Annotated in this window: 20 protein-coding genes; 12 read left to right on the top strand and 8 right to left on the bottom strand. The window is 46.4% G+C overall.

Features of this window, described 5'->3' with window-relative positions; all coding sequences use genetic code 11:
- The first annotated feature begins 111 nt into the window (after window positions 1-111).
- Window positions 112-2,769 carry a M14 family zinc carboxypeptidase gene (locus MHM87_RS03390; protein ID WP_239257771.1) on the top strand — a complete coding sequence of 886 codons (2,658 nt, stop codon included), beginning with the start codon at window positions 112-114 and terminating at the stop codon, window positions 2,767-2,769.
- 56 nt (window positions 2,770-2,825) lie between these two features.
- Here the strand turns inward: MHM87_RS03390 and MHM87_RS03385 are convergent, their stop codons facing one another.
- Window positions 2,826-3,539: a ComF family protein gene (locus MHM87_RS03385; RefSeq protein ID WP_039235725.1), complete on the bottom strand. Its 714-nt coding sequence runs from the start codon at window positions 3,537-3,539 to the stop codon at window positions 2,826-2,828.
- Window positions 3,540-3,637: 98 nt separating this feature from the next.
- On the opposite strand from MHM87_RS03385, the gene bioH reads away from it, so the two are divergent.
- The 3 genes from bioH (at window position 3,638) to MHM87_RS03370 (ending at window position 5,883) form a co-directional block, all read left to right on the top strand.
- On the top strand, window positions 3,638-4,447 hold the full coding sequence (gene bioH, locus MHM87_RS03380) for a pimeloyl-ACP methyl ester esterase BioH (RefSeq protein ID WP_239257770.1): 810 nt from the start codon (window positions 3,638-3,640) through the stop codon (window positions 4,445-4,447).
- Between the two features lie 177 nt (window positions 4,448-4,624).
- Window positions 4,625-4,942 carry a hypothetical protein gene (locus MHM87_RS03375; RefSeq protein WP_014951365.1) on the top strand — a complete coding sequence of 106 codons (318 nt, stop codon included), beginning with the start codon at window positions 4,625-4,627 and terminating at the stop codon, window positions 4,940-4,942.
- 14 nt (window positions 4,943-4,956) lie between these two features.
- The gene (locus MHM87_RS03370) at window positions 4,957-5,883 is read left to right on the top strand and encodes a putative metalloprotease CJM1_0395 family protein (RefSeq protein WP_239257769.1); all 927 of its coding nucleotides are present in this window, start codon (window positions 4,957-4,959) and stop codon (window positions 5,881-5,883) included.
- A 121-nt stretch (window positions 5,884-6,004) separates the two neighbouring features.
- On the opposite strand, the gene MHM87_RS03365 is transcribed toward MHM87_RS03370, so the two are convergent.
- The 3 genes from MHM87_RS03365 to greB form a co-directional block, all read right to left on the bottom strand.
- On the bottom strand, window positions 6,005-7,783 hold the full coding sequence (locus MHM87_RS03365; RefSeq protein WP_239257768.1) for a C1 family peptidase: 1,779 nt from the start codon (window positions 7,781-7,783) through the stop codon (window positions 6,005-6,007).
- Between the two features lie 436 nt (window positions 7,784-8,219).
- Entirely contained in the window at window positions 8,220-10,610 is a 2,391-nt protein-coding gene (locus MHM87_RS03360) for a Tex family protein (RefSeq protein ID WP_239257767.1), read from the bottom strand.
- Window positions 10,611-10,788: 178 nt separating this feature from the next.
- Complete coding sequence (gene greB, locus MHM87_RS03355; RefSeq protein ID WP_239257766.1) at window positions 10,789-11,274, bottom strand: transcription elongation factor GreB; 486 nt, start codon at window positions 11,272-11,274, stop codon at window positions 10,789-10,791.
- Between the two features lie 174 nt (window positions 11,275-11,448).
- Between greB and MHM87_RS03350 the strand changes: the two genes are divergently transcribed.
- Complete coding sequence (locus MHM87_RS03350; protein WP_239257765.1) at window positions 11,449-11,718, top strand: hypothetical protein; 270 nt, start codon at window positions 11,449-11,451, stop codon at window positions 11,716-11,718.
- A gap of 266 nt (window positions 11,719-11,984) precedes the next feature.
- On the opposite strand, the gene fkpA is transcribed toward MHM87_RS03350, so the two are convergent.
- The gene (fkpA, locus tag MHM87_RS03345) at window positions 11,985-12,770 is read right to left on the bottom strand and encodes an FKBP-type peptidyl-prolyl cis-trans isomerase (protein ID WP_014951335.1); all 786 of its coding nucleotides are present in this window, start codon (window positions 12,768-12,770) and stop codon (window positions 11,985-11,987) included.
- A 197-nt stretch (window positions 12,771-12,967) separates the two neighbouring features.
- Here fkpA and MHM87_RS03340 point away from each other — a divergent pair, with 197 nt between their 5' ends.
- The 3 genes from MHM87_RS03340 (at window position 12,968) to MHM87_RS03330 (ending at window position 14,600) form a co-directional block, all read left to right on the top strand.
- Window positions 12,968-13,900: a hypothetical protein gene (locus MHM87_RS03340; protein WP_081099416.1), complete on the top strand. Its 933-nt coding sequence runs from the start codon at window positions 12,968-12,970 to the stop codon at window positions 13,898-13,900.
- Window positions 13,901-13,909: 9 nt separating this feature from the next.
- Window positions 13,910-14,158, top strand: coding sequence for a SlyX family protein (locus MHM87_RS03335; RefSeq protein ID WP_052234916.1), 249 nt, complete (start codon window positions 13,910-13,912; stop codon window positions 14,156-14,158).
- Between the two features lie 283 nt (window positions 14,159-14,441).
- The gene (locus tag MHM87_RS03330; RefSeq protein ID WP_012520154.1) at window positions 14,442-14,600 is read left to right on the top strand and encodes a hypothetical protein; all 159 of its coding nucleotides are present in this window, start codon (window positions 14,442-14,444) and stop codon (window positions 14,598-14,600) included.
- A gap of 22 nt (window positions 14,601-14,622) precedes the next feature.
- Here the strand turns inward: MHM87_RS03330 and MHM87_RS03325 are convergent, their stop codons facing one another.
- The gene (locus tag MHM87_RS03325) at window positions 14,623-15,735 is read right to left on the bottom strand and encodes a DUF748 domain-containing protein (RefSeq protein ID WP_014977789.1); all 1,113 of its coding nucleotides are present in this window, start codon (window positions 15,733-15,735) and stop codon (window positions 14,623-14,625) included.
- A gap of 178 nt (window positions 15,736-15,913) precedes the next feature.
- Window positions 15,914-16,120, bottom strand: coding sequence for a YheV family putative zinc ribbon protein (locus MHM87_RS03320; RefSeq protein ID WP_012520152.1), 207 nt, complete (start codon window positions 16,118-16,120; stop codon window positions 15,914-15,916).
- A 118-nt stretch (window positions 16,121-16,238) separates the two neighbouring features.
- Here MHM87_RS03320 and MHM87_RS03315 point away from each other — a divergent pair, with 118 nt between their 5' ends.
- The 4 genes from MHM87_RS03315 to MHM87_RS03300 are packed head-to-tail and all read left to right on the top strand — an operon-like array spanning window position 16,239 to window position 20,021.
- Entirely contained in the window at window positions 16,239-18,191 is a 1,953-nt protein-coding gene (locus MHM87_RS03315) for an ATP-binding cassette domain-containing protein (protein WP_239257764.1), read from the top strand.
- The gene (locus MHM87_RS03310) at window positions 18,172-18,681 is read left to right on the top strand and encodes a TIGR02444 family protein (protein ID WP_231513130.1); all 510 of its coding nucleotides are present in this window, start codon (window positions 18,172-18,174) and stop codon (window positions 18,679-18,681) included. The genes MHM87_RS03315 and MHM87_RS03310 overlap by 20 nt, the downstream gene beginning before the upstream one ends.
- A 20-nt stretch (window positions 18,682-18,701) precedes the next feature.
- Complete coding sequence (locus MHM87_RS03305; protein WP_014951329.1) at window positions 18,702-19,736, top strand: hydrolase; 1,035 nt, start codon at window positions 18,702-18,704, stop codon at window positions 19,734-19,736.
- A gap of 48 nt (window positions 19,737-19,784) precedes the next feature.
- Window positions 19,785-20,021 carry a YheU family protein gene (locus tag MHM87_RS03300; protein ID WP_014951328.1) on the top strand — a complete coding sequence of 79 codons (237 nt, stop codon included), beginning with the start codon at window positions 19,785-19,787 and terminating at the stop codon, window positions 20,019-20,021.
- Between the two features lie 53 nt (window positions 20,022-20,074).
- On the opposite strand, the gene MHM87_RS03295 is transcribed toward MHM87_RS03300, so the two are convergent.
- Window positions 20,075-20,629 carry an outer membrane beta-barrel protein gene (locus tag MHM87_RS03295; protein ID WP_014977785.1) on the bottom strand — a complete coding sequence of 185 codons (555 nt, stop codon included), beginning with the start codon at window positions 20,627-20,629 and terminating at the stop codon, window positions 20,075-20,077.
- Window positions 20,630-20,807 lie beyond the last annotated feature (178 nt).

Raw genomic sequence — 20,807 nt, 5'->3', positions numbered from 1 at the left:
TGAGTAAAACAGTCAGGTATTAATTAAATAAATTATTCCAGTGAATCGAATTTGTTGAGAGGCGTGCACGTCGACACTATTCTCAACCATAACAACAAGACGGGAAGCGCTATGTTCGCGAAATTGCATTACACCGCCAAAAAGAATCCATTCTCACTCGTTTCATTATTAGCCCTTGGTACCATCGCCTTTGGGGCAACAGCCAGTCAGAAATCATTAGCACATCCCGCCTCTGCTTCAACTGTTACTATTGCACCTGATGTAGGCGGGCAGCCGGTGACAGCATACTTACCTGACACGGTATCCTACAACCCAGCTATTCCCACGCCTGAATCGATACTAGGCGCCAACATTGGCGAGTGGCATGTGCGTCACGACCAAGTCGTCAATTATATGAAACTACTTTCCGAGAAGTCTGACCGTATCACCATTGAAGAAACCGGCCGTACTCACGAAAACCGCCCACTTCTGTTACTGACAATCACAGCGCCCTCAAATAGAAACAATATTGAGGCGATGAGGCAGCAACACATTGATGCAATGGAAAGCGGCAAGAAAGTAGGTAGCGATGCTCCCCTTATTTTCTACATGGGCTACAGTATTCACGGTAACGAGCCTTCCGGAACCAATGCTTCACTTGCGTTGGCTTATTATTTGGCCGCGGCTGAAGGTAAAGAAATTGATGCCTTGTTGAATAACAATATTGTGCTGTTTGATCCGTCTTTCAACCCCGATGGGCTTTCTCGATTTGCTCAGTGGGCAAATATGCACAAGGGCAAGCAGCTGGTTTCTGACAGTCGACATCGTGAACACGATGAGGGGTGGCCGTCAGGTCGAACAAATCATTACTGGTTTGATTTAAACCGCGACTGGCTATTACTGGCGCACCCAGAGTCGCAGGCGCGAATTAAACAGTTTCATAAATGGCGCCCACATATCCTCACCGATTTTCATGAGATGGGGACAGACAGCACCTATTTTTTCCAGCCTGGTGTGCGCTCGCGTAAAAATCCACTGACGCCTGATGAGAACGTTACGCTAACTGAAGCGCTTGCCCAGTATCACGCTGCCGCGTTTGATGAGCAAGGGGAGCTCTATTTTACCCAAGAAGCGTTTGACGATTTCTACGCAGGCAAAGGCTCGACCTATCCAGATTTACACGGCAGTGTGGGTATTCTTTTTGAGCAAGCAAGCTCACGGGGCCACATTCAGGACTCTATTAATGGCAAGCTTGCCTTCAAAGACACCATAGCAAATCAAATTACTACGTCTTTAAGCACTTTTAGAGGCGCATTGGCAAATAAGGCTGCTATTCTCCATTATCAATCGGGTTTTGTTAAGAGCACAAAGTCACTGGCTGAAAAGGATGAGCAGGTAGGTTTTGTTGTTAGTGCATCGAATGACACAGCTCGCTTTAACGCATTTGTTGCATTGCTTGAACAGCATCATATTAATTACGAGGTGTTAACGAAAGATGTTGAGGTAAGCAAAGTTCGCTATGGTGCAGGTAGCGCGATTTATATTCCTTCAAACCAGCCTCAATACCGTTTAGTAAAGTCAATTTTCTCTACCCAAACCTCGTTTGAGAACAACACGTTTTACGATGTATCAACGTGGAATTTGGCTTTGGCTTTCAATTTGGATTACGCGCCTCTAGATAGGGGCGATGCGCGAAGCCTAAAACTTAGCGACAGCACCGCACTTGCACAACCCGCACTTAATGATATTCACCCAGAGGCATACGCGTATGCGTTTTCATGGCAGCAGTACTATGCGCCAGCCATGCTGCAAACGTTATTGGAAGCTGGCGTTAAGGTGCGTAGTAGTGAAGAAGCGTTTTCCGCTATTAAATACGATGGCAACAGCATTGAGCTTCAGCCTGGCAGCATAGTTGTACCGAAAGGGCTGGGTCAGCCAGAAAACTTGGCGGCCATTTTGCGCGATGCGCAACAGCAACTTCAGGTGCCTGTGTTTAGTTTGCGCAGTGGGTTAACACCCACTGGGCACGATTTGGGTAGCCGGAGCATGGCACCTGTTACCTTGCCACAGGTGTTAATAGTGGGCGGCGAAGGCACCAGTGAATACGAAGCAGGTGAAATATGGCACTATTTCGACACAAAAGTGGGGCTGGCTGCCAGTATTGTTGAGCAACAACATCTGACAAGCGCGCTTAATAATCCTAGCATTACTTATACGCACCTTTTATTCCCTAGCGGTGGATATCGCTTTACCGAAAGTGAAAGAACTCAAATTGAACAGTGGGTGAAAGCCGGTGGCGTGATCGTGGGGCAGAAATCCGCGTTGCGTTATTTCGCTCAACATAAATGGTTAGACGTAGAAATTGTTAGTCGAGAGAGTATTGATAACGCGTTCGATGAAAGCGAACTCAGCTATAAAGATGGCGCATCGTTATACGCCAGAAAGTTGGTGGCTGGCGCTGTGTTTGAAGCCAATATCGACAATACTCATCCATTATTCTACGGCTATGATGACGACACACTGCCTATGTTTAAAACCAATAATATGATAGTGGAGGCCAGTAGCTCACCCTTTATAACACCTGCACGCTACACTGATGAGCCTCTCATGGCTGGGTTTAGTGACAAAAGAATGGTTGCGCTAATGGCTGAATCAACTGCTGTGACGACTCAAAAAATGGGGCGCGGCGTTGTCATTGGCTTTACCGACAATACGCAGTTTAGAGGGTACTGGTATGGCACGAACAAGATGCTGGCCAATGCAATCTACCAGTCTCACTTTATTCGCTAAATCAGCTTGAAAGGCGCGGCGAATGCCGCGCTTTTCATTATCACCGCTTCTGATCACTAGGCTTTCTGATACAGACTGCTTTTAGGTGGTGGCGTAAATGCCGCGACCCACACCTGAATGTGTAAATTTGGGTAGCGTTTTTTGAGCCTTTTACTCAATGTATTCACGGTCACGCCGGTGGTGAGTACGTCATCGACAATTGCAACGCTGAAGTTGCTGCCATCTTTATTACCTTGCGCTATTGCTATCTCATCATCGATACACTGAGTCGATAGGCTAAATACACGGCTTGCGTTTTCGGCTCTCGCCATTTTGGATAAGTGATGCTGCACGCTAAAGCCCCGTCGTTTGGCCCACGACTGGTTAACTGGAATATTCAGCTCACTGCTTATGCTTTCACACAGAAGCGTAGCCTGATTGTAGTGCCGTGTAGCAAGTCGCCATGCACTAATTGGCACCGGAAGCAGCACATTGGGCACTGATAAAGTGCACTGTCGCATTTTATGGACAAACCAGTTACTTAATACTTTTCCTGCCGTAAGGGAATGCGTAAACTTTAACTGGTGAACCAGCGATGACATTGGCCACGTATGAAGTCCCAAAACGCGTAACGCGTCATAGTGGCTATGCTTGACGTGGCCTGCCACAGGGCCATATTGAAGTAGGTTACTTCCGTGCAACGTGGCATCGAAAAAAAATATGTCATCTTCACACCAGTGACATACTGGCGTAGGACTTGCCTGATAACATAGCAAGCATGAAAGGTTCATAGTGTTGATTCCATCAACTTCCTTGAATTGTCGAATGTCGACCTGTTTTCATTATTTCGTGTTGCCTCAAAAACACGTGACTGCCTAAGGAGGTGTAAATGGAAAGTTTGCATACAAACGGCGAGCTTGTCACCCGTACTCAGGGTACAGGCGTAGATGTGGTATTTCTTCATGGTTGGGGTATGAACAGCGGAGCGTTCACATCCTTTATTCCTTATTTAAGCGATAATTTTCGCGTCACCACCATAGATCTTCCTGGGTTTGGAGAAAATGCAGAGTTCGTCCCGTCACCGTATAACGTGGAAACATTGGCTCAATCCATTGTGAACCAGCTTCCAAACCAGTGTGTGTTGGTTGGGTGGTCATTAGGTGGACTAGTTGCGCAAAAGTTAGCGCTGTTAGCACCAGAAAAACTTACCGGACTGGTAACGATTGCTTCAACACCCCGATTTATAGCAGGGCCTTGTTGGCCGGGTATTGCTGCCGATTTACTTTCAATGTTCGAGACTCAGCTTGAAAAGAACTATCAGAAAACACTGGAACGTTTTTTGGCAATTCAAGCGATGGGCAGCGAAACGGCAAAGCAGGATATTAAGGCGATCAGAGAACAGGTAACCCAATTCCCAGATCCCGCCGAGGAAGCGCTTAAGAAAGGTTTACGCATATTGTCTACTGAAGACATGCGTCAAGACGTGGGGCGAATAACTACACCCACGTTACGACTGTATGGCAGGTTAGATAGTCTAGTGCCGACCAGCGGAATAGATCATATATGTGAGCTACATCCGCAGGCCGATACCGTTGTTCTGCCTCATGCGTCGCATGCGCCGTTTATTTCACATCCTCAGCAAACTGCTGACATTTTATTTCGCTTTGCCGCTGGCGTTTACCAGCAAAAGGCGTCTTAATAGAGCGATGACATGAAGCTTCAAACCGCGGCTTGCCGATAGTTTGAAGCTTTTCTTATCTTTGACAGCTTAATAAAAATCGCCTGCTTACAATAAGTTAATGACAGGGTGTGATACATGTCTTTCCATTTGTGTGAAATTGGTTAATAATTGCACATGAGAGGTTAGGGGTAGTGTATGACAAGTATTGATGGTTTAGGTGCAGGCTCTGCATTTGCAGCGGCTCAATATGGTTTACAAAATGCCAGCGACGGAATTTCGCAGGCAGCATCAAATATTGCTCAGCGAACTGCTGAGGATGCGGTAGCACCCGCTCAACCTATTGCGACCAATACCGACACAATAAACACGTCATCGAATTCAACGTCTACCTCCACGCGTCTCACTGACGACTTAATCGCGCTCAATGTAAACGAACGTAATGCCCAAGCCTCTGCCAAAGTATTAGGTGTTGCCGATGAGATGCTTGGTACCATCATAGACGTGCTTGCGTAGGTGGAACAGTTACGGTGAATATCGTTACACCAATCCTTAACGCCATTGCTTATCCCACGGCGAACATAAATACAGAGTCTGCACGTAGAGATAACGTGCAGCGAGAAACTATTCCCCAAGCGTCAGATTCCCAGCAAGGGGCTTCTCAAAAAGGCTTAGGGTCAGAAGCCGATAAAGCGAAGAGCCCCGGCCAGCCGCCAGCGCCGGTTACTTACGAGCGCCCTCAGGTACAAACAGAACTTCAAGCTGCCTTTCAAAACGTATTTGGGCAACAGAAAGATAATGCGCAAGATGAGAGTGCAGGCAAGCAGGGCGCGCAAGACAGGCAACAAGAACAGCAAGAGAAACAAGACGCTGCTGAAATTGAGCAGTTAAAAGCCCGGGATCAGGAAGTAAGGGTTCACGAGCAAGCGCATGCTTCAACAGGCGGTCAGTACGCCGGTGCTCCGCAATATGAATACACTACAGGCCCTGACAATAAACGCTATGTGACCGATGGCGAAGTGTCGATTGATGTTTCAGAAGAAAAAACGCCTGAAGAAACGCTGAAAAAAATGGAGCAAGTGCGCGCAGCCGCCCTCGCACCAGCTGAACCTTCATCACAAGATTTAAAAGTGGCTGCAGAGGCTTCTCAAAAAGCCACAGAGGCCCGTAGCGAGATTGCCAAAGGCCAAACAGAAACAGCTTCAACAGGTTCTACCTCAGCACAAAGCAATGGCATTGTTGCAGACTCAGGGGCAGCCTTGCAGCCCGATACAAATATAGGCACCGCAACCGATTCTATTGCGAATATGGTGTTAGATAATCAATCCTCATCAGCAGACACACAAGGCTTTCAGGCAAATGAGTCTAATGCGATGCAAACACGAATTGGCCGAATTCAAAATACTTATTTGCAAGCTTACACCCCCTCTAGAGAAGGTTTATCGCTTCAAGCATGATAACGTGCATTTAACGCTAGCTGCTTAACATTGCACGAACGATTTAGCCCGTCATAGCTAAGGGCTAAATCGCGAAAAAAGCACTTTCACTTCCCTTGCATTGCCTTAAAACCAGCAGGGCTTAATAATCCAGTATTGCCTTTGTAAACGGATATTTAGGTGAGCCGCCAGTGATGTCTGAAAGCACCGAGTTCATGGTATCTACGTCGCTATCGAAGCCGCCGTGGGACGTGGCGGCGGTGGCATCACCTTCTTTCCCTTCACTGTACTTAAACGTCACGTTAGGCAGCGGCTGATTAAACACAGCCATACCTAACAAGGGCATCTCTGGTTTGGATTCAAACGCATTTGATACTAAATAGAGCAACGACTTCTGGTAAATACGCGCCACGTGGTCATCTTTTTCCAACGCTTCAGATAAGTTGTAAACCGTGGTCGATTCAATGTGTTTCCTTTCTATAAGCGCAGAGAGCTTTTCGTTGAACAAGGGGTAGCTAATGGCTGGAGCCAGTAAATGCAGACTCTTAATCGTTATGTTTTCATCAACTTTAGACAGCCTAGATAGGCTGTGTGCATGAAAAATAGAGCCTGCCGAATGACCGACGACATGCAGCTTAATATCTGAATTGTCTTTCAAGTAGGCGGCCAATTGCGTTAGGAAATACGTACCATCTGATGTGGTACGGGTAAAAGGCGTGCAAGCGTCTGATTTCATTTCTCGCCACAGTGCGCCGCCTACTTTACGTGTTGCCCATTCTAGTATGCGGTCGGTGTAGTCAGTGAAGGCTCCAACTTTGTTGCTAATCTCTTTATTCTTAAAGCCCAGAATATCTTTGAGTTCTTCTAGCATACCCGTGTCGTACATGAAGTGAATGGGGTAAATATCGTTTTTAAGAAAGGTGTCTTTCATGGCAGCAATGCGTTTAGCCGAAGCTTTTATGCTATTTAAGCCGCCGTGTGCATATAGCATTACATGGCGATGGTTACTGTCAGAAAGTTTTTCAATAATGGCATCGACGTGGTTTTTATTGCTCCAATATTTACTTCTGGTATCAAAGTGCCCGTCGTCGAAATGAACGAAGTGATCTTGAATGCTCACCCGTGGTGTGGAGCGAGAAAACAAACCCTGTGCAATAGAGCGCGTAGCCTGATGGTAAGTTCCTGTGCCAGAGATAGGAAGTGCGAGTTGAACAACCCACGCATCCATAACGTTTAACGCCCAGTCGTCGTAACGCCAAAGTGCCAGCCCTGACTTCTTCCAATCCGTCCCCCAGGAGTTTTGGATCCAGAACCCTTCATCGTTATAGCCAACAATGGCAAACGCGTGGCCACCCATGGGTTCAGGCCTTAGGCTTATTACATCACCTTCGCTATCTTTCCAGCCTTCATGAATTCTGGCGGAAACAAAGATTACGCCCACTTCGTTAAGCGCCGCATGAAAATCGCTAATTTCTCGTTCAATACGGTAGTACGCACCTAGCCTGTGATTGCTTGCATTGTTAGCAATAGCTAGGGTCATTTCAAATTCGTTGCTGTGCTTAATATCTTCAGTTAGTGACTCGTAACATACGCCACTGTTGTACCACCCCTTAATTGCACCGCGGCAGCTAGAGCCTTCATACGCTTCACCTAACCACTCATCATGACGTTTGGCCATGGCATAAAGCATCCACGGGCTAACAGTATGTTTTCGGCCTTGCTGACGGTAAATGAAATTAATGGTAGCGGCCAATGCAAAGCCGGTGCACGCTCCATCTTTACCTTGGTCTAAAATAACCAAATTGCCTGGCGGGTCGATAAAAGGCTTAAGTGGAGTAAGATTTGGCTGGTAATAACGATCCCGAAGGTCGGGGTAATCGGCGCTGACATTCAGCATGTTTTTTGAGACAGGCGAGTTCATAAAATCATCCTTTGATGAGGGCAGATAATCTTTGCTGTACAGTTGGATGATTATGCTCGTACACCAAAGGTTAGTGGCCCTTAGCTCATTGTGGTTGTCCGAAAGTGCTGCCTAGAAAAAGGCTGTGGTCAAATGAGCAACATTACCTTCGTTAAACGTTAAGGCTCTAAAAGCATGTCAACGGCCTTGTTAAACGCTACCAATATACGAACTTCGGTTTCGGTGTGACCCACACCTCTTCATTATTTCGGTATTCTCTATTTTGGTGCTTTTGGCTAAAGAGTTTTTGGGCACATAAAATTTCCATGCGCCCGAACTAATGTACCACAATCTAATGTAACAAAAACGGCAGGCTAAATGGAAGCGTGATACAAAAAGGGCCTGTCAGTGACAGGCCCTCTATAAGCAACAGTAAATTATGTTGAATCGCTACTGTTTACTTTTTTGCTTTAGCAAATGCATCAGCAAAGGCGTTGCCCATGGCGCTGTTTTGAGGCTGGCTGTTGCGATTGCCGCCACCCTGATTTGAACGAGGGTTAGCTTTAGGGTTTGTACGCCCAGGCCCTTTGTTTTGTGCTCTGCCTGCACCTTGGCTATTAGCTCCTTTACCTGAGGTTCCCTTACCTGAAGCGCTATGGCCGCCTGCATTATTGCTTTGACTCGGTGTATCGTCTAAGCGCATGGTGAAGGAGATACGCTTGCGCGGTACGTCTACTTCAAGCACTTTTACTTTGACGATATCGCCTGCTTTAACTACCTCGCGCGGGTCTGAGATAAACTTGTTAGTCAGTGCTGAAATATGCACCAGTCCATCCTGATGTACGCCTACATCAACGAACGCGCCAAAGTTGGCCACGTTGCTAACCACACCCTCTAAAATCATGCCTGGTTTAAGATCGTTGATGGTTTCAACGCCTTCTTTAAACGCGGCAGTTTTAAACTCTGGACGAGGATCGCGGCCTGGTTTATCCAGCTCTTTTAGAATGTCTTTAACCGTTGGCAAACCGAATGCGTCGCTGGTAAAGGTATCTGGCGACAGGCTTTTTAGAAGCTCGGTATTGCCGATGATGTCATTAACAGCAACAGCGGTCGTATCTACAATTTTATCTACCACTGGGTACGCTTCGGGGTGAACCGCAGAGGCATCAAGTGGGTTTGTGCCGTTTACAATGCGAAGGAAGCCTGCCGCTTGCTCAAAGGCTTTAGGCCCTAAACGTTCAACTTTCAATAGCGCTTTACGGTCTGGGAAAGCGCCATTAGTGTCCCTGAAATTAACAATGTTATGCGCTAGAGTTTTATTCAAGCCCGATACGTAGCTCAATAGCGCGGGCGAAGCAGTGTTCAAGTCAACCCCAACGGCGTTTACACAGTCTTCAATAACACGGTCTAGCGACTTGCCTAACTGGCTTTGGCTTACGTCATGCTGATATTGGCCAACACCAATGGCTTTAGGCTCAATTTTAACCAGTTCCGCTAACGGGTCTTGCAGGCGGCGTGCGATAGACACCGCACCACGAATTGACACATCAAGATCAGGTAATTCCTTTGAGGCAAGCTCAGAGGCTGAATACACCGATGCACCCGCTTCACTGACCATAATTTTTTGTGCAGTAAGCTCGCTGTTGTTCTTGAGCATTTCACCAACAAGTTTGTCTGTCTCGCGTGAGCCTGTACCGTTGCCAATGCTGATTAAATCTACTTTGTATTGCTTGCACAACGTGGTGAGCGTGCGAATAGATTTATCCCATTGATTTTGTGGTGCATGCGGGAAAATGGTGTTGGTTGCGACCACTTTACCCGTGCTGTCTACGACCGCTACCTTAACGCCGGTTCTCAAACCTGGATCTAAACCCATAGTGGTTTTTGCACCTGCAGGCGCAGCCATCAACAGGTCGTTTAAGTTTTTAGCAAATACCTCAATGGCTTCCTCTTCAGCGCGCTCACGAAGGGCGCTGAAGAGCTCAGTTTCCATGTGTAAACCAATTTTGATTTTCCACGTCCACTGTACAACCTGAGCTAAGAAGTCATCTGCACCACGGCCGCGGTGCATAATATCGTAATGGCTGGCAATAATATGTTCGCAATGCGACGGGCCGTTGTCTTCTGACTGCGGGTCGGCATCTAGCTGAATGTGTAGCATGCCTTCGTTGCGGCCTCTAAACATCGCCAACGCGCGGTGAGATGGTACGTTCTTGTACTTTTCACTGTGTTCGAAATAGTCTTTGTATTTGGCGGCTTCTTGCTCTTTACCTGATACAACCGTGCTTTTTACATAAGCATTTTCAGTTAAGTACTTGCGCACTTTTGCCAGCAGCGTAGCGTCTTCGGCGAAGCGCTCCATTAAGATATAGCGGGCGCCTTCTAATGCTGCTTTAGTATCAGCAATGCCACTATCTGCGTTAACGTATTCGCTTGCTGCACTTTCAGCATCGGTATCAGGATGAGTAAATAAAGCATCAGCTAAAGGTTCGAGGCCTGCTTCAATAGCAATCTGGCCTTTAGTGCGCCTGCGAGGTTTGTAGGGTAAGTACAAATCTTCCAGGGTAGTTTTGCTGTCTGCACTGGTGATGCTGCTTTTAAGCTCGTCGGTCAGTTTGCCCTGTTCCTCAATCGATTTAAGAATAACATCGCGGCGCTCTTCAAGCTCTCGCAAGTAAGTTAAGCGCTGCTCTAGGGTACGCAGCTGCGTGTCATCAAGGCCTTGTGTCACTTCTTTTCTATAACGCGCGATAAAAGGTACGGTAGCCCCTTCATCAAGAAGTTTAACGGCGGCAGTTACTTGCGAAGGTTGAACGCTAAGTTCATCTGCAATTTTATTGATAATCATAAGTCGCTCTAAGATACTAAAAATTCGCGTTAGGCAATGGCGAATAAACGGTGTGCGAAAGGCTTATATACACAGCGTTCGTAGTGAAAATATGAGCGGTGAGTATATCACCGCGGTGTAGGGGAAGTCGTCTGATCATTGCGTCATCAACGAGTAATTTATTGGCGCATATAACGGTTCACAATTTGTCTGTTGAATCGTACCAAATACGGTTTATCCACCACTCATTGGTGCCCGTTTCGGTCTTCACAACAAACTCATCGTCTTCTTCTTTGCCCAGCAATGCTCTCGCCATAGGAGAGTCGATAGAAATGTAGTCTTTTCGGCCGAAAATTTCATCGTAGCCTACGAGCCTTAGTTCCATTACTTTGCCCGCGTCATTTTCAATTTCGACCCAGGCGCCAAAGAAGACTTTTCCTTCTTGCTGTGGGTCGTAGTCCACAACCTTAAGGTTTTCCAAGCATTTGCGAAGATAGCGCACGCGGCGGTCTATTTCTCGCAGCTTCTTCTTATTGTACTGATAGTCGGCATTCTCGCTTCGATCGCCAAGACTTGCAGCCCAGGTTACTTTGCGAGTTATTTCTGGCCGTTCTTCACGCCACAAGAAATCCAGTTCCTGCTTTAACTTTAAATAGCCCTTTCGAGTGATAAGCGGTGTTTTCACAATGTCCTATAAATAATCCAGCTAATTACCCTTACTTTATGTGGGTAATAAGGCAAAACGCAATCTTTCTGTATGCCAAAAAGTGACAAAGTGAGTAGATTGAATAATTATTGAACATAAACCTTTCACGTAGTGTCGTAGTATAAATAGTATTCTAATTATTAGGGGATATGAATGCGTAACAGGATACCTGTGTTGAACCGTCGAAGGTCGGGGAACGACCCGTTCCAAACCAGCGGTACTATCATTGGTTTCATGCTGTTTTTAAGCGGTGGGCTGTTATTACTCTATGCCTCACTTGATATTGTTGTTCGCTTAAAGAGTATGCAAACAGTGGTATATTTAATTTTGGGCTGTGCCATGTATAAAGTTGGGCAGTCGCTTTTAAATCACTTTGCTACGTTCAAAGTACACACTGAAAGACGACGCGCACCACAGCGTTAAAACCTTTAGTTTTAAGACGCTATTTTTAAGGCTAAATTGTTACAAGAAAATGCCGTTTCTACCGTGAAATTTTACCACTTTAGACTAAGCTTAATAGTGTAATTCGAGGCACCAAGCATATTGAATAACCCACTTTACTATTTGGGTACGCGCGTGGTGAAAATCCACTGGCTCGTAGGGAAAAGGTAAGCAAGGATCACGCTGACTCACTAAAACAAAAAAGCCGACGCTATGCGTCGGCTTTCTCTTTTTCTTAAAGCACTAACTTATTCCGTTGGCGCTTCTGCTTCAGGCTTAACCACTTCTAGCAACTCAACGTCAAAGATAAGCGTCGAGTTTGGCGTGATTGCGCCAGTAGAACGCGCACCATAAGCAAGTTCAGATGGGATATGGAAGCGATACTTTGCGCCTTCTTTCATCAATTGAACGCCTTCAGTCCAACCAGAAATAACGCGATTAAGTGGAAATTCTGCTGGCTCGCCACGTTTATAAGATGAGTCGAACTCTGTGCCATCTAGCAAGGTGCCACGGTAGTGAACTTTAACCATGTCTGTCGCTTCTGGGCTTGCACCCTCGCCTTCTTCAAGTACTTCGTACTGAAGACCAGATTCGGTAGTTACCACGCCTTCTTTCTTACCGTTTTCTTCTAGGTAAGCTAGGCCAGCTTCAATATTTTTTTCAGCGGCTTGTTCCGCCATTTCTTGCTGCTTAGCGCGAAGTACTTCTTCGCCTTGTTGAGCGATTTGCTGAATCTGCTCTGGCGTAAACTTAAGGGTGTCGTTTAGACCGTCTTTAAAGCCTTGTTGTAGCGCATCTTGGTCTAATGTTAAACCCAGTTGCTCTTGTTGTTCGGCACGGTTGCTAACGAACAAACCCATGCTTGCGCCCATGGCGTAAGCTTGCTTTTGCGTATCTGTCATTTCTTCTGCTGAAACAGAAGTTGTTTTTGCACTATCAGCGCTTGTAGAAGCGGCCTCATCAGATGTATTTGGCTGGCAAGCGAAAAGGCCTAGCGCAGCGATAGTAGATAAGGCAACGAGCGACTTCTGCATAAAAACGTCTCCATAAATTTTTATCATCATGCGTCTATGTCTATACTGCTGCATCCAAGGCAGTGTGCACGATAGTTAAAGATGCGTGATCCATGCTATGTTAAACCTAGCGTTTACAAAGCGAAACCCATTTGATTATGTTTAGGCCTCAAATGTTCCATAGAATAGCGTTACTCATCGTACTTATAGGTAATTCCATGGGATGCTCTGTCCCTGATAGTACGCCAATACAGCAGTGGCGTCATGTAGAAGAAGGCGCCTATGCCGCAGATATTTCTACCGACGGCACGTTAGCGGTGGTTTCAGGTGTGAATAACGGGGTAAACGTATGGCGAATTGGACAAAGTGAGCCCCTTTATCACTGGAGCCACCAAGGTGAAGGTGACAACCTGGTCATGTCAGTGCACATTAGCGCCGACAAACGCTATGTTGTGACCGCTGACCGCGAGGCGTTTGCCTTATGGAGTCTGGAGACCGGCGAACCTGAAGGTTTTTGGCGCATCGACGAGTCATCAATTAGAGATGTGGTGGTTACCAATAATGGTAACGGCATACTGGTGGCGCGCTCAAATGGCAAAGTTATGTACTTTGAACCTCGTACTTCGCGTCGACTAGAGTTTTTAGGGCATCAAGAAAAGGTTAACTCCATTGATATTTCCCCTAACGGTAAGTTCGCATTGACGGGGGGCAACGATTACATAGCGTATTTATGGAGCACTGACACTGGGCAAATAATTCATACATTCACCCACCCCACGCGAGTAACAAAAGTAGCGCTTGATGATGAAGGCCGCTTTGCTTTTACTGCGGACAGCCAGAGCAAGTCGCAAGTGTGGAATGTGCAAACCGGGCAGCCTGTGGCATCCCTCAAATATGCAGCGCGTCAGAAAATCTTCACAGACGTTGAGTTTTCCAAAGATGGTCAGTTTTTACTAACAGGCTCTCCCGCCAGAAAAGTATACCTGTGGGATTTGGAAACTGGCGAGCAAGTGCAATCCATTCAGGTTGCTTCACGAGAGTCAGTTTCACCACCAACCGCAGTTGTGTATGGCGTCGCCTTCCTCCCCAATGATAATATATTGTCCATAAGCAGTAGTGGCCTTGCCGAAGAATGGCAACGAGAGAGATAGAGAATTTACATGACAGAGAAAAGCGCTGAGCATCTACAACAGCAAATAGATAGCGCCAATAGCTATATCGAAGAGTTACAGATGAAGGTAGCCTTTCAAGAACACACTATCGAGGCACTTAATGAAGCGCTGTCTTCGCAACAAAAGCAGCTTGACGATTTAGCCTTTAAAGTACGCCATGTCGTTGACCGCGTTAAGTCTATCGAGCCGTCTAATATTGCTAAGCAGTCAGAAGAAACCCCGCCTCCGCATTACTAAAATAATTGAAGCGCACTAGTAATTGCAACGCGGTATTCATTTGGATCACGTCCATTGGCGATGACACTTATTGCGGGGCGCTCATCGTGGGGAGAGGCCTGTGAAGACATCAAAGGCGCTTCGTTGATGTGCAGTAGTGTTGAAAAAACATCACGCTAGTTCATCTTGTTATGAGTTAGGCGAAGTCTTCATTTAGCCAGAATATACATTTGAATTACACTTGCGCCCCGATACAAAGGCTTCAGCAAAAAGAAGCCTTTTTTACTATTTAAGAGAGTGAGTTATGAGCGATTTTGATATGGATGCGTTTGATAGCATCGATTTTGACTCTGTTGAGCAGTCAGTAGCAGAGAAACAGGCTGAAAAAGACAAGCAAGAGAGTCAAGAGATTGAAGGTATGCGCGACGGTGCCAACGACTGTGGCGATAGCTGTACTATTTAAGCGCGCTCAGCGGCGAGGGCTCTTAATTTTCAGAGCCTTCCGGCGCTTCCAACTTATCCAGCTCGAGTCTGTCCAACTCTATACTTTTCTCCACATCGCCGTTAAAAGCTTCGATAAATGCATTTTTTAAAATCGCGGTAAATGCCTCCCATGTTTGGGTGTCAGGGCTTGATAAATCGCCTTCAACAGGAATGCGTGTGGCAATTTGGTCTTCGCTTTGGTTTTCAAACAGTTCGGTGACAAACGCGGAAATGGCTTCGATACTGCCTTCAATAAAACCATCGCCGTCACGTTCAATGTCACCCTTCCAAGAAAATACCTCCACATTATGCAATATGGGTTTGATATAGCCTTTTACTTTCCCTTCATTAGACGCCACTTCAGCCGCAAGCGTGAGGGTGCCGGCTTCCAGATCAAACGGTGCGTAGGTATCAAGTAGATTCTTAAAGTTCACTAGCCCAACGTTGTCAGCTTGAATATCAACGTCAAATGTGGGGGCTGTTGTTGCGGGGTTGAGTTTAGCGTTTAAGGATATCGTGCCCTGCTGTGCCGTTTGCCCTTGCGCTTTGGCCGTTGCTACACGTGAGTCTGACAAGTTGTCGCTATTCACCAAGTTATTCACTTCAAGCTGAATATCATGAAGCGCAATGTCGATAGCCGGAGAAGTATCGGGGTTGTGGAAAGCGACTTTTCCTTGGTTAATAGTTAGCTTATCGATGCGTAACGGGAAGAGTTGGTCGGCGATAGATAACCAGTTTTCATCCTTACCAGACTGGCTTCTCTCCTCCGTGTTGCCGTCTACAAAATTAATCTCGGGGGAATTAACAATGACTTTTCCCACCGCTGCACCTTTGAAAAGCTGTGACCATGAAAGCGTAAACTCCACATAGTCAGCTTTAAATAGCGGCCTATCTACTTGCCCGTTCGCCTTATAAAGCAAAACATGTTCTAAACTGTATGCGCCGCGCCATAGCATTAAATCTACATCGCCCACGCGGCCGTTATACTCTTTTGACTGACTCAGCGTCGTGTTGATGTATGACGCTGCGGCGTAAGGCAAGTAAAGTCTTATGGCAATAAGCGTAAGCAACAAGGCTATAAGGACATAGCAGGCACGTTTTTTAGCATGTTTCATATTTCACTCCTTTGCGAAGGAAATACAAAAATTATGCCTGAGCAACCTCTTTCGTTAGGTAACGAGGATACCTAGCGTTGGCGTGGCATGAAGAGACGTTTGCAAAAAGCCTGAGCACAGCGTTGTAAGGTGTTACACAGGCTTAACGGTAAGATTTACTGAGACGTGGGTAGGAATGTTAGTGCGGTTTAAAGATGCCAATCACATTTTCGTTTGAGCGTGTGGCGGCACTCACCTTTTCATCAGTTTGCGCTTCATTGTATCCACACGCAACGCACTCCAACTTTTCTACGTTATTTTCAAAATATAACGAAATCGTATCTAGCTCTTGGCATTTTGGGCACGTAGCCCCTGCAACAAAGCGGCGTTTTACACGTTTTGACATACATACACCTTTGGAGAATTTCGCGATTATTATACCTTGAAATGGTAAGTGTTGATCAGCTTTTACCTTAAGTTTTTGATATTATACGCGCCCTAGTTTGTTCCATCACAGGTTACTCATGATAAAGCTTTCAAATGTATCGCTACTTCGCGGTCGCAAAATGTTGCTAGAAGGGGCGTCGGCGCAGGTTTTTCCAGGCCACAAAGTAGCGCTGATTGGCAGCAACGGCTGCGGAAAGTCCACGCTTTTTGCACTGCTGAGAAGTGAGTTAAGTGTCGATGCTGGCGACTGCAGCGTACCGAATGACTGGCGAATTGTAAGCGTGGCACAGGAAACGCCAGCAACTGACCGAACCGCGATAGACTATGTGGTGGACGGTGACAAACATTTACGTAATCTACAAGCGCAATTAGAAGCCGCTGAAAAAAGCGGCGACGGTGTAAAGATTGGCCAAATTCACGGGCAGCTCGAGCAAGCGGGAGCATACGACGTGGAAGCTCGCGCAGCGACCATTCTGTCGGGTCTTGGGTTTACCAATGTGCAGTTAAGCGCACCAGTTAGCGATTTTTCAGGTGGCTGGCGTATGCGCCTAAACCTGGCTCAAGCGCTGCTTTGTCCTTCAGACTTACTGCTGCTTGATGAACCTACTAACCACTTAGACTTAGACGCCGTTATTTGGCTAGAGAAATGGCTTCAACGCTATGCGGGAACGCTATTGCTGATTTCTCACGATAAAGCTTTTATCGACAACACGGTTGCGCAAATTATCAGTGTTGAACAACAGAAGCTTATCACCTACACCGGTAACTACTCGTCTTACGAAACCCAGCGCGCTGAACGTATTCGCTTGCAAAACATTGAATATGAAAAGCAGCAGCAAAAAGTAGCGCACCTCAATTCGTTTATTACCCGGTTTAAAGCTAAAGCGAGTAAAGCTAAGCAAGCGCAAAGTCGTATTAAGCAGTTGGAGAAAATGGAAACCTTGTTGCCAGCCCATATGGCCAGCCCATTTAGCTTTTCTTTTGCGCCGCCGTCGGCACTGCCAAACCCGCTTGTGCAAATGGAAAAGATACAGCTGGGTTACGACGACCATATTGTGCTGCAACAGGTGAAACTCAATTTAGTACCTGGCAGCAGAATAGGTCTTCTAGGTCGAAACGGGCAGGGTAAGTCTACGCTAATCAAACTATTGGCGGGTGTGCATGCGCCAAAACAAGGTATTTTTAATACGGCTAAAGGCCTTAAGATTGGTTACTTTGCTCAGCATCAGTTAGAAACATTAGATGCTAACGCTACTCCGCTTCTTCATTTGCAGCGCATTGACGAAAAAGCCACCGAGCAGCAACTTCGCGACTATCTGGGCGGATTTGGATTTAATGGCGATGAAGCGTTAGCGCCCGTGGCACCTATGTCGGGCGGTGAAAAGGCGCGCTTAGTATTGGCGTTAATTGTTTATCAGAAGCCTAACTTATTGCTGCTGGATGAGCCTACCAACCACTTAGATTTGGAAATGCGCCATGCGCTAAATATCGCGCTTCAAGGTTTTGAAGGCGCCATGGTACTGGTCTCGCACGACCGCTTCTTACTCTCCTCGGTATGTGAAGATTTCTATTTGGTAGACAGTGGCGAAGTTGAACCATTTAAAGGCGACTTGGATGACTATCGCGACTGGATTTTAAAACAGCAGGCAGCGGAAAAAGCCAAGGCCAACAGCGATGCCAAAAACGAAGAGCAACAAGAGGCTGGCGCGCAGAGTAAGCCGGAACGCAAATTAGATCGTAAAGAAGAAAAACGCCGTGAAGCCGAGTTTAGGCAAAGGGTTGCGCCACTTAAAAAAGCCATTGAAAAACACGAAAAAGCCATGGAAAAATGTGGTGCTGCTTTGGCTGAGGTGGAAGCGTCACTTGCCGATACTTCGCTTTACAGCGAAGACAAAAAGGCGCAGCTTATGGGCCTACTCGACAAGCAAACTCAACTTAAGCAACAGCTTGAAGAAGAAGAGATGGCATGGCTAGATGCCCAAGAGCAAATTGAGCTAAAACGAGAAGAGTATGACAATGCCAACGCCTAATATCGAAAACCGCGCGTTTTGGGAGTATAGCGTTTCTCGCTATACCAAAGGTGATATGGCTCCCCTTGCGCTTTTACTGCAAGACAACCACAAGGTTAATGTAAACGTTCTCTTGCTGATTTGCTGGTGTTTAGAGAATAATGTCATCATTAATTTGCCACAGCTTAAAGCAGTGATTGCGGCATCAAATGCGACCGAAGAAAAGTTACAGTATCACCGTGCAAGGCGAAAGGCTGCGAGCCCCGAAAAAGGCGGAGACCAAGCAGAATATGACGCACTCAAAGCACAAGAACTAGAGCTTGAAAGACAGCAGCAGCACGATATTGTTGCGTCGTTCAATGAGCAGCCAGTCACGCATCTGGGTCAAGGGCAATCTGTATCGTCTAACGTATTTAACGCGTCCATCGCAGCGTTTATAAATGCATACGGACTGCGAGACAACAACGAGGCGCGCCAACTAGTGAGCCTAGTGGTTAACCAACTATCGTAAAAACACAATAAGAAAACAAAATGAGTAAATCAGCGCTATCGCATGGAAAGATAATAAAAAGCAGCTTTAAGGTGCCAGGGTGGGCGAAGAACCGTCATGTGCAAACCATATGGCCGCGTTTTATTCAAAAGCGGTTGCCTTTGTCTTACGACATGGAGCGTCTCACATTACCCGATGACGACTTCGTCGATGTGGCGTGGGGGCCAAAACCGCAGGAAACATCGGGTATCGTGGTGATGTTTCATGGTTTAGAAGGCAGCATTAAGTCGCATTACGCGAACGATATGATGGCTCAATTGTCAGTGAATGGTTGGCAGGTGGTGATGATGCACTATCGCGGCTGTAGCGGCGTGCCAAATTTAAAAGCGCGGGCGTATCACAGTGGAGAAACAGAAGACCCCAGCTTTTTCTTAGAGTGGCTTCACGATAAATTTCCACGAATTCCTAAAGTGGCCATCGGCTTTTCCCTTGGCGGCAACATGCTATTGAAACTGTTGGGCGAAAACCCTGCGCAAAAGTGGCTTAAGGCAGCGATTGCCATTTCTTCACCTCTTAAACTTTCTGAATGCGCTAAATCAATTAACCAGGGTTTTTCTCGCGTATATCAAAAGTATTTACTTACTAGCATGAAGGATACGCTGCGTAAGAAGATGGAGTACATCGATTATCGCAAGCTTATACAGCTAACAAAAACTGATGTGGAAGAGATCACCAGCTTTACCCAATTCGACGAGAAGATCACAGCGCCGCTTCACGGCTTTGCAGACGCTCAAGACTACTATGAAAAGTGTAGTGCGTATCACTTTTTAAGCGCGATCCACTGTCCTACACTGGTATTGCATAGCATTGATGACCCCTTTATGAATCACTTAATTGTGCCTAAGGAAGAAGAGCTTGCGCGCAACGTTACCGTGGAGCTAAGTGAACGAGGCGGTCACGTTGGGTTCATGCAGGGTTCTATATTAAATCCTAAAGTATGGCTGCACGAACGGGTGAAACGTTTTGTAAGTGAAGCCTTACCTGTAAATACTACGTGTCGTTACGTCAGCCGCTAATGTTGATGTCCTATTAATTTACCCAAACGCTTGTTATCAGGAGTGTGAATGATAATCCCCATTGACGCGCTAGAAGCCGATACGCTTTATAGCTTGGCTGAGTCTTTTGTTCTGCGAGAGGGCACGGACTACGGCGCTGAAGAAGTTGCGCTAGATGTGAAGGTGCAGCAAGTGTTAAACAGACTCAAATCGGGTGAGGCGGTGCTGGTCTATTCAGAGCTTCATGAAAGTGTAGATATCAAAAGAAAAGAAGATATTGAGCCAAGCGAAGCTGAAGAACAATAGACACAAAAAAGCCGGGTCGAGCAACCCGGCTACCTACCTGAGGAGAGGAAGGCTTAAAACGCGTAACGTGCAGTTACCTGCATAATGTCTAAATCATCAATGATTCTGTAGTTTGCACCCACAGCCCATTGTGGCGTGATGTAATAGTTAGCGCCTACTCTAAATGTCGCTTCACCATCGTCTACATCGTAGTAGCCAACTTCACCCGCCAGCTCTACCTGCTCTGTGATCATCGAGCGAAGGCCAGCATTAATGCTGTAACCTGTTTCGTCATTTACGTCACCGTCAATACGCTCTAAGTTGGCACCAAAATACGCGTCTGTTGTCGCGTTAACAGGTAAACGGTAACCCGCACCTAGTGTCAGCATATCAAAGTCAAAGTTGCCCTCTTCAAAGAAGCTATACTCGCCGTTCAGGTACCAGTTGCTGTTTAATAGGTATTTACCGTTAACGGTTAAACCGTCTGGTTCAAAAGACTCATTGTCGTCAAAGTCCATTTTAGTGTAACCACCTTCTACGTAACGCCAGTCAGGCTTGTCGGCCATAGCTGTAAGAGGAAGTGTTGCCGCAGTTAGTGCTGCTGCAATAAGTGTGAATGATTTACGCATGTGATAACTCCTTAGTATGTTCAGTAACCCACCTTGTTCACCGCAAACGTTTTCGTTGTTTAAACACGTTCTAGGTACTCTATAAAGCTCTAACCTTTTCATAATGGTTCTAGTCTTTACACAATGGCTCTAGACAGTTTGCAAAACGTGTTGCAAGTCAGTGCTTTACGACACACTG

The organism is Alteromonas sp. Cnat3-28 (assembly GCF_022348265.1).
GTDB classification, from domain to species: domain Bacteria; phylum Pseudomonadota; class Gammaproteobacteria; order Enterobacterales; family Alteromonadaceae; genus Alteromonas; species Alteromonas macleodii.
Note: the sequence above shows the minus strand (reverse complement) of the source record. Positions and strands in the feature narration are given on the sequence as shown.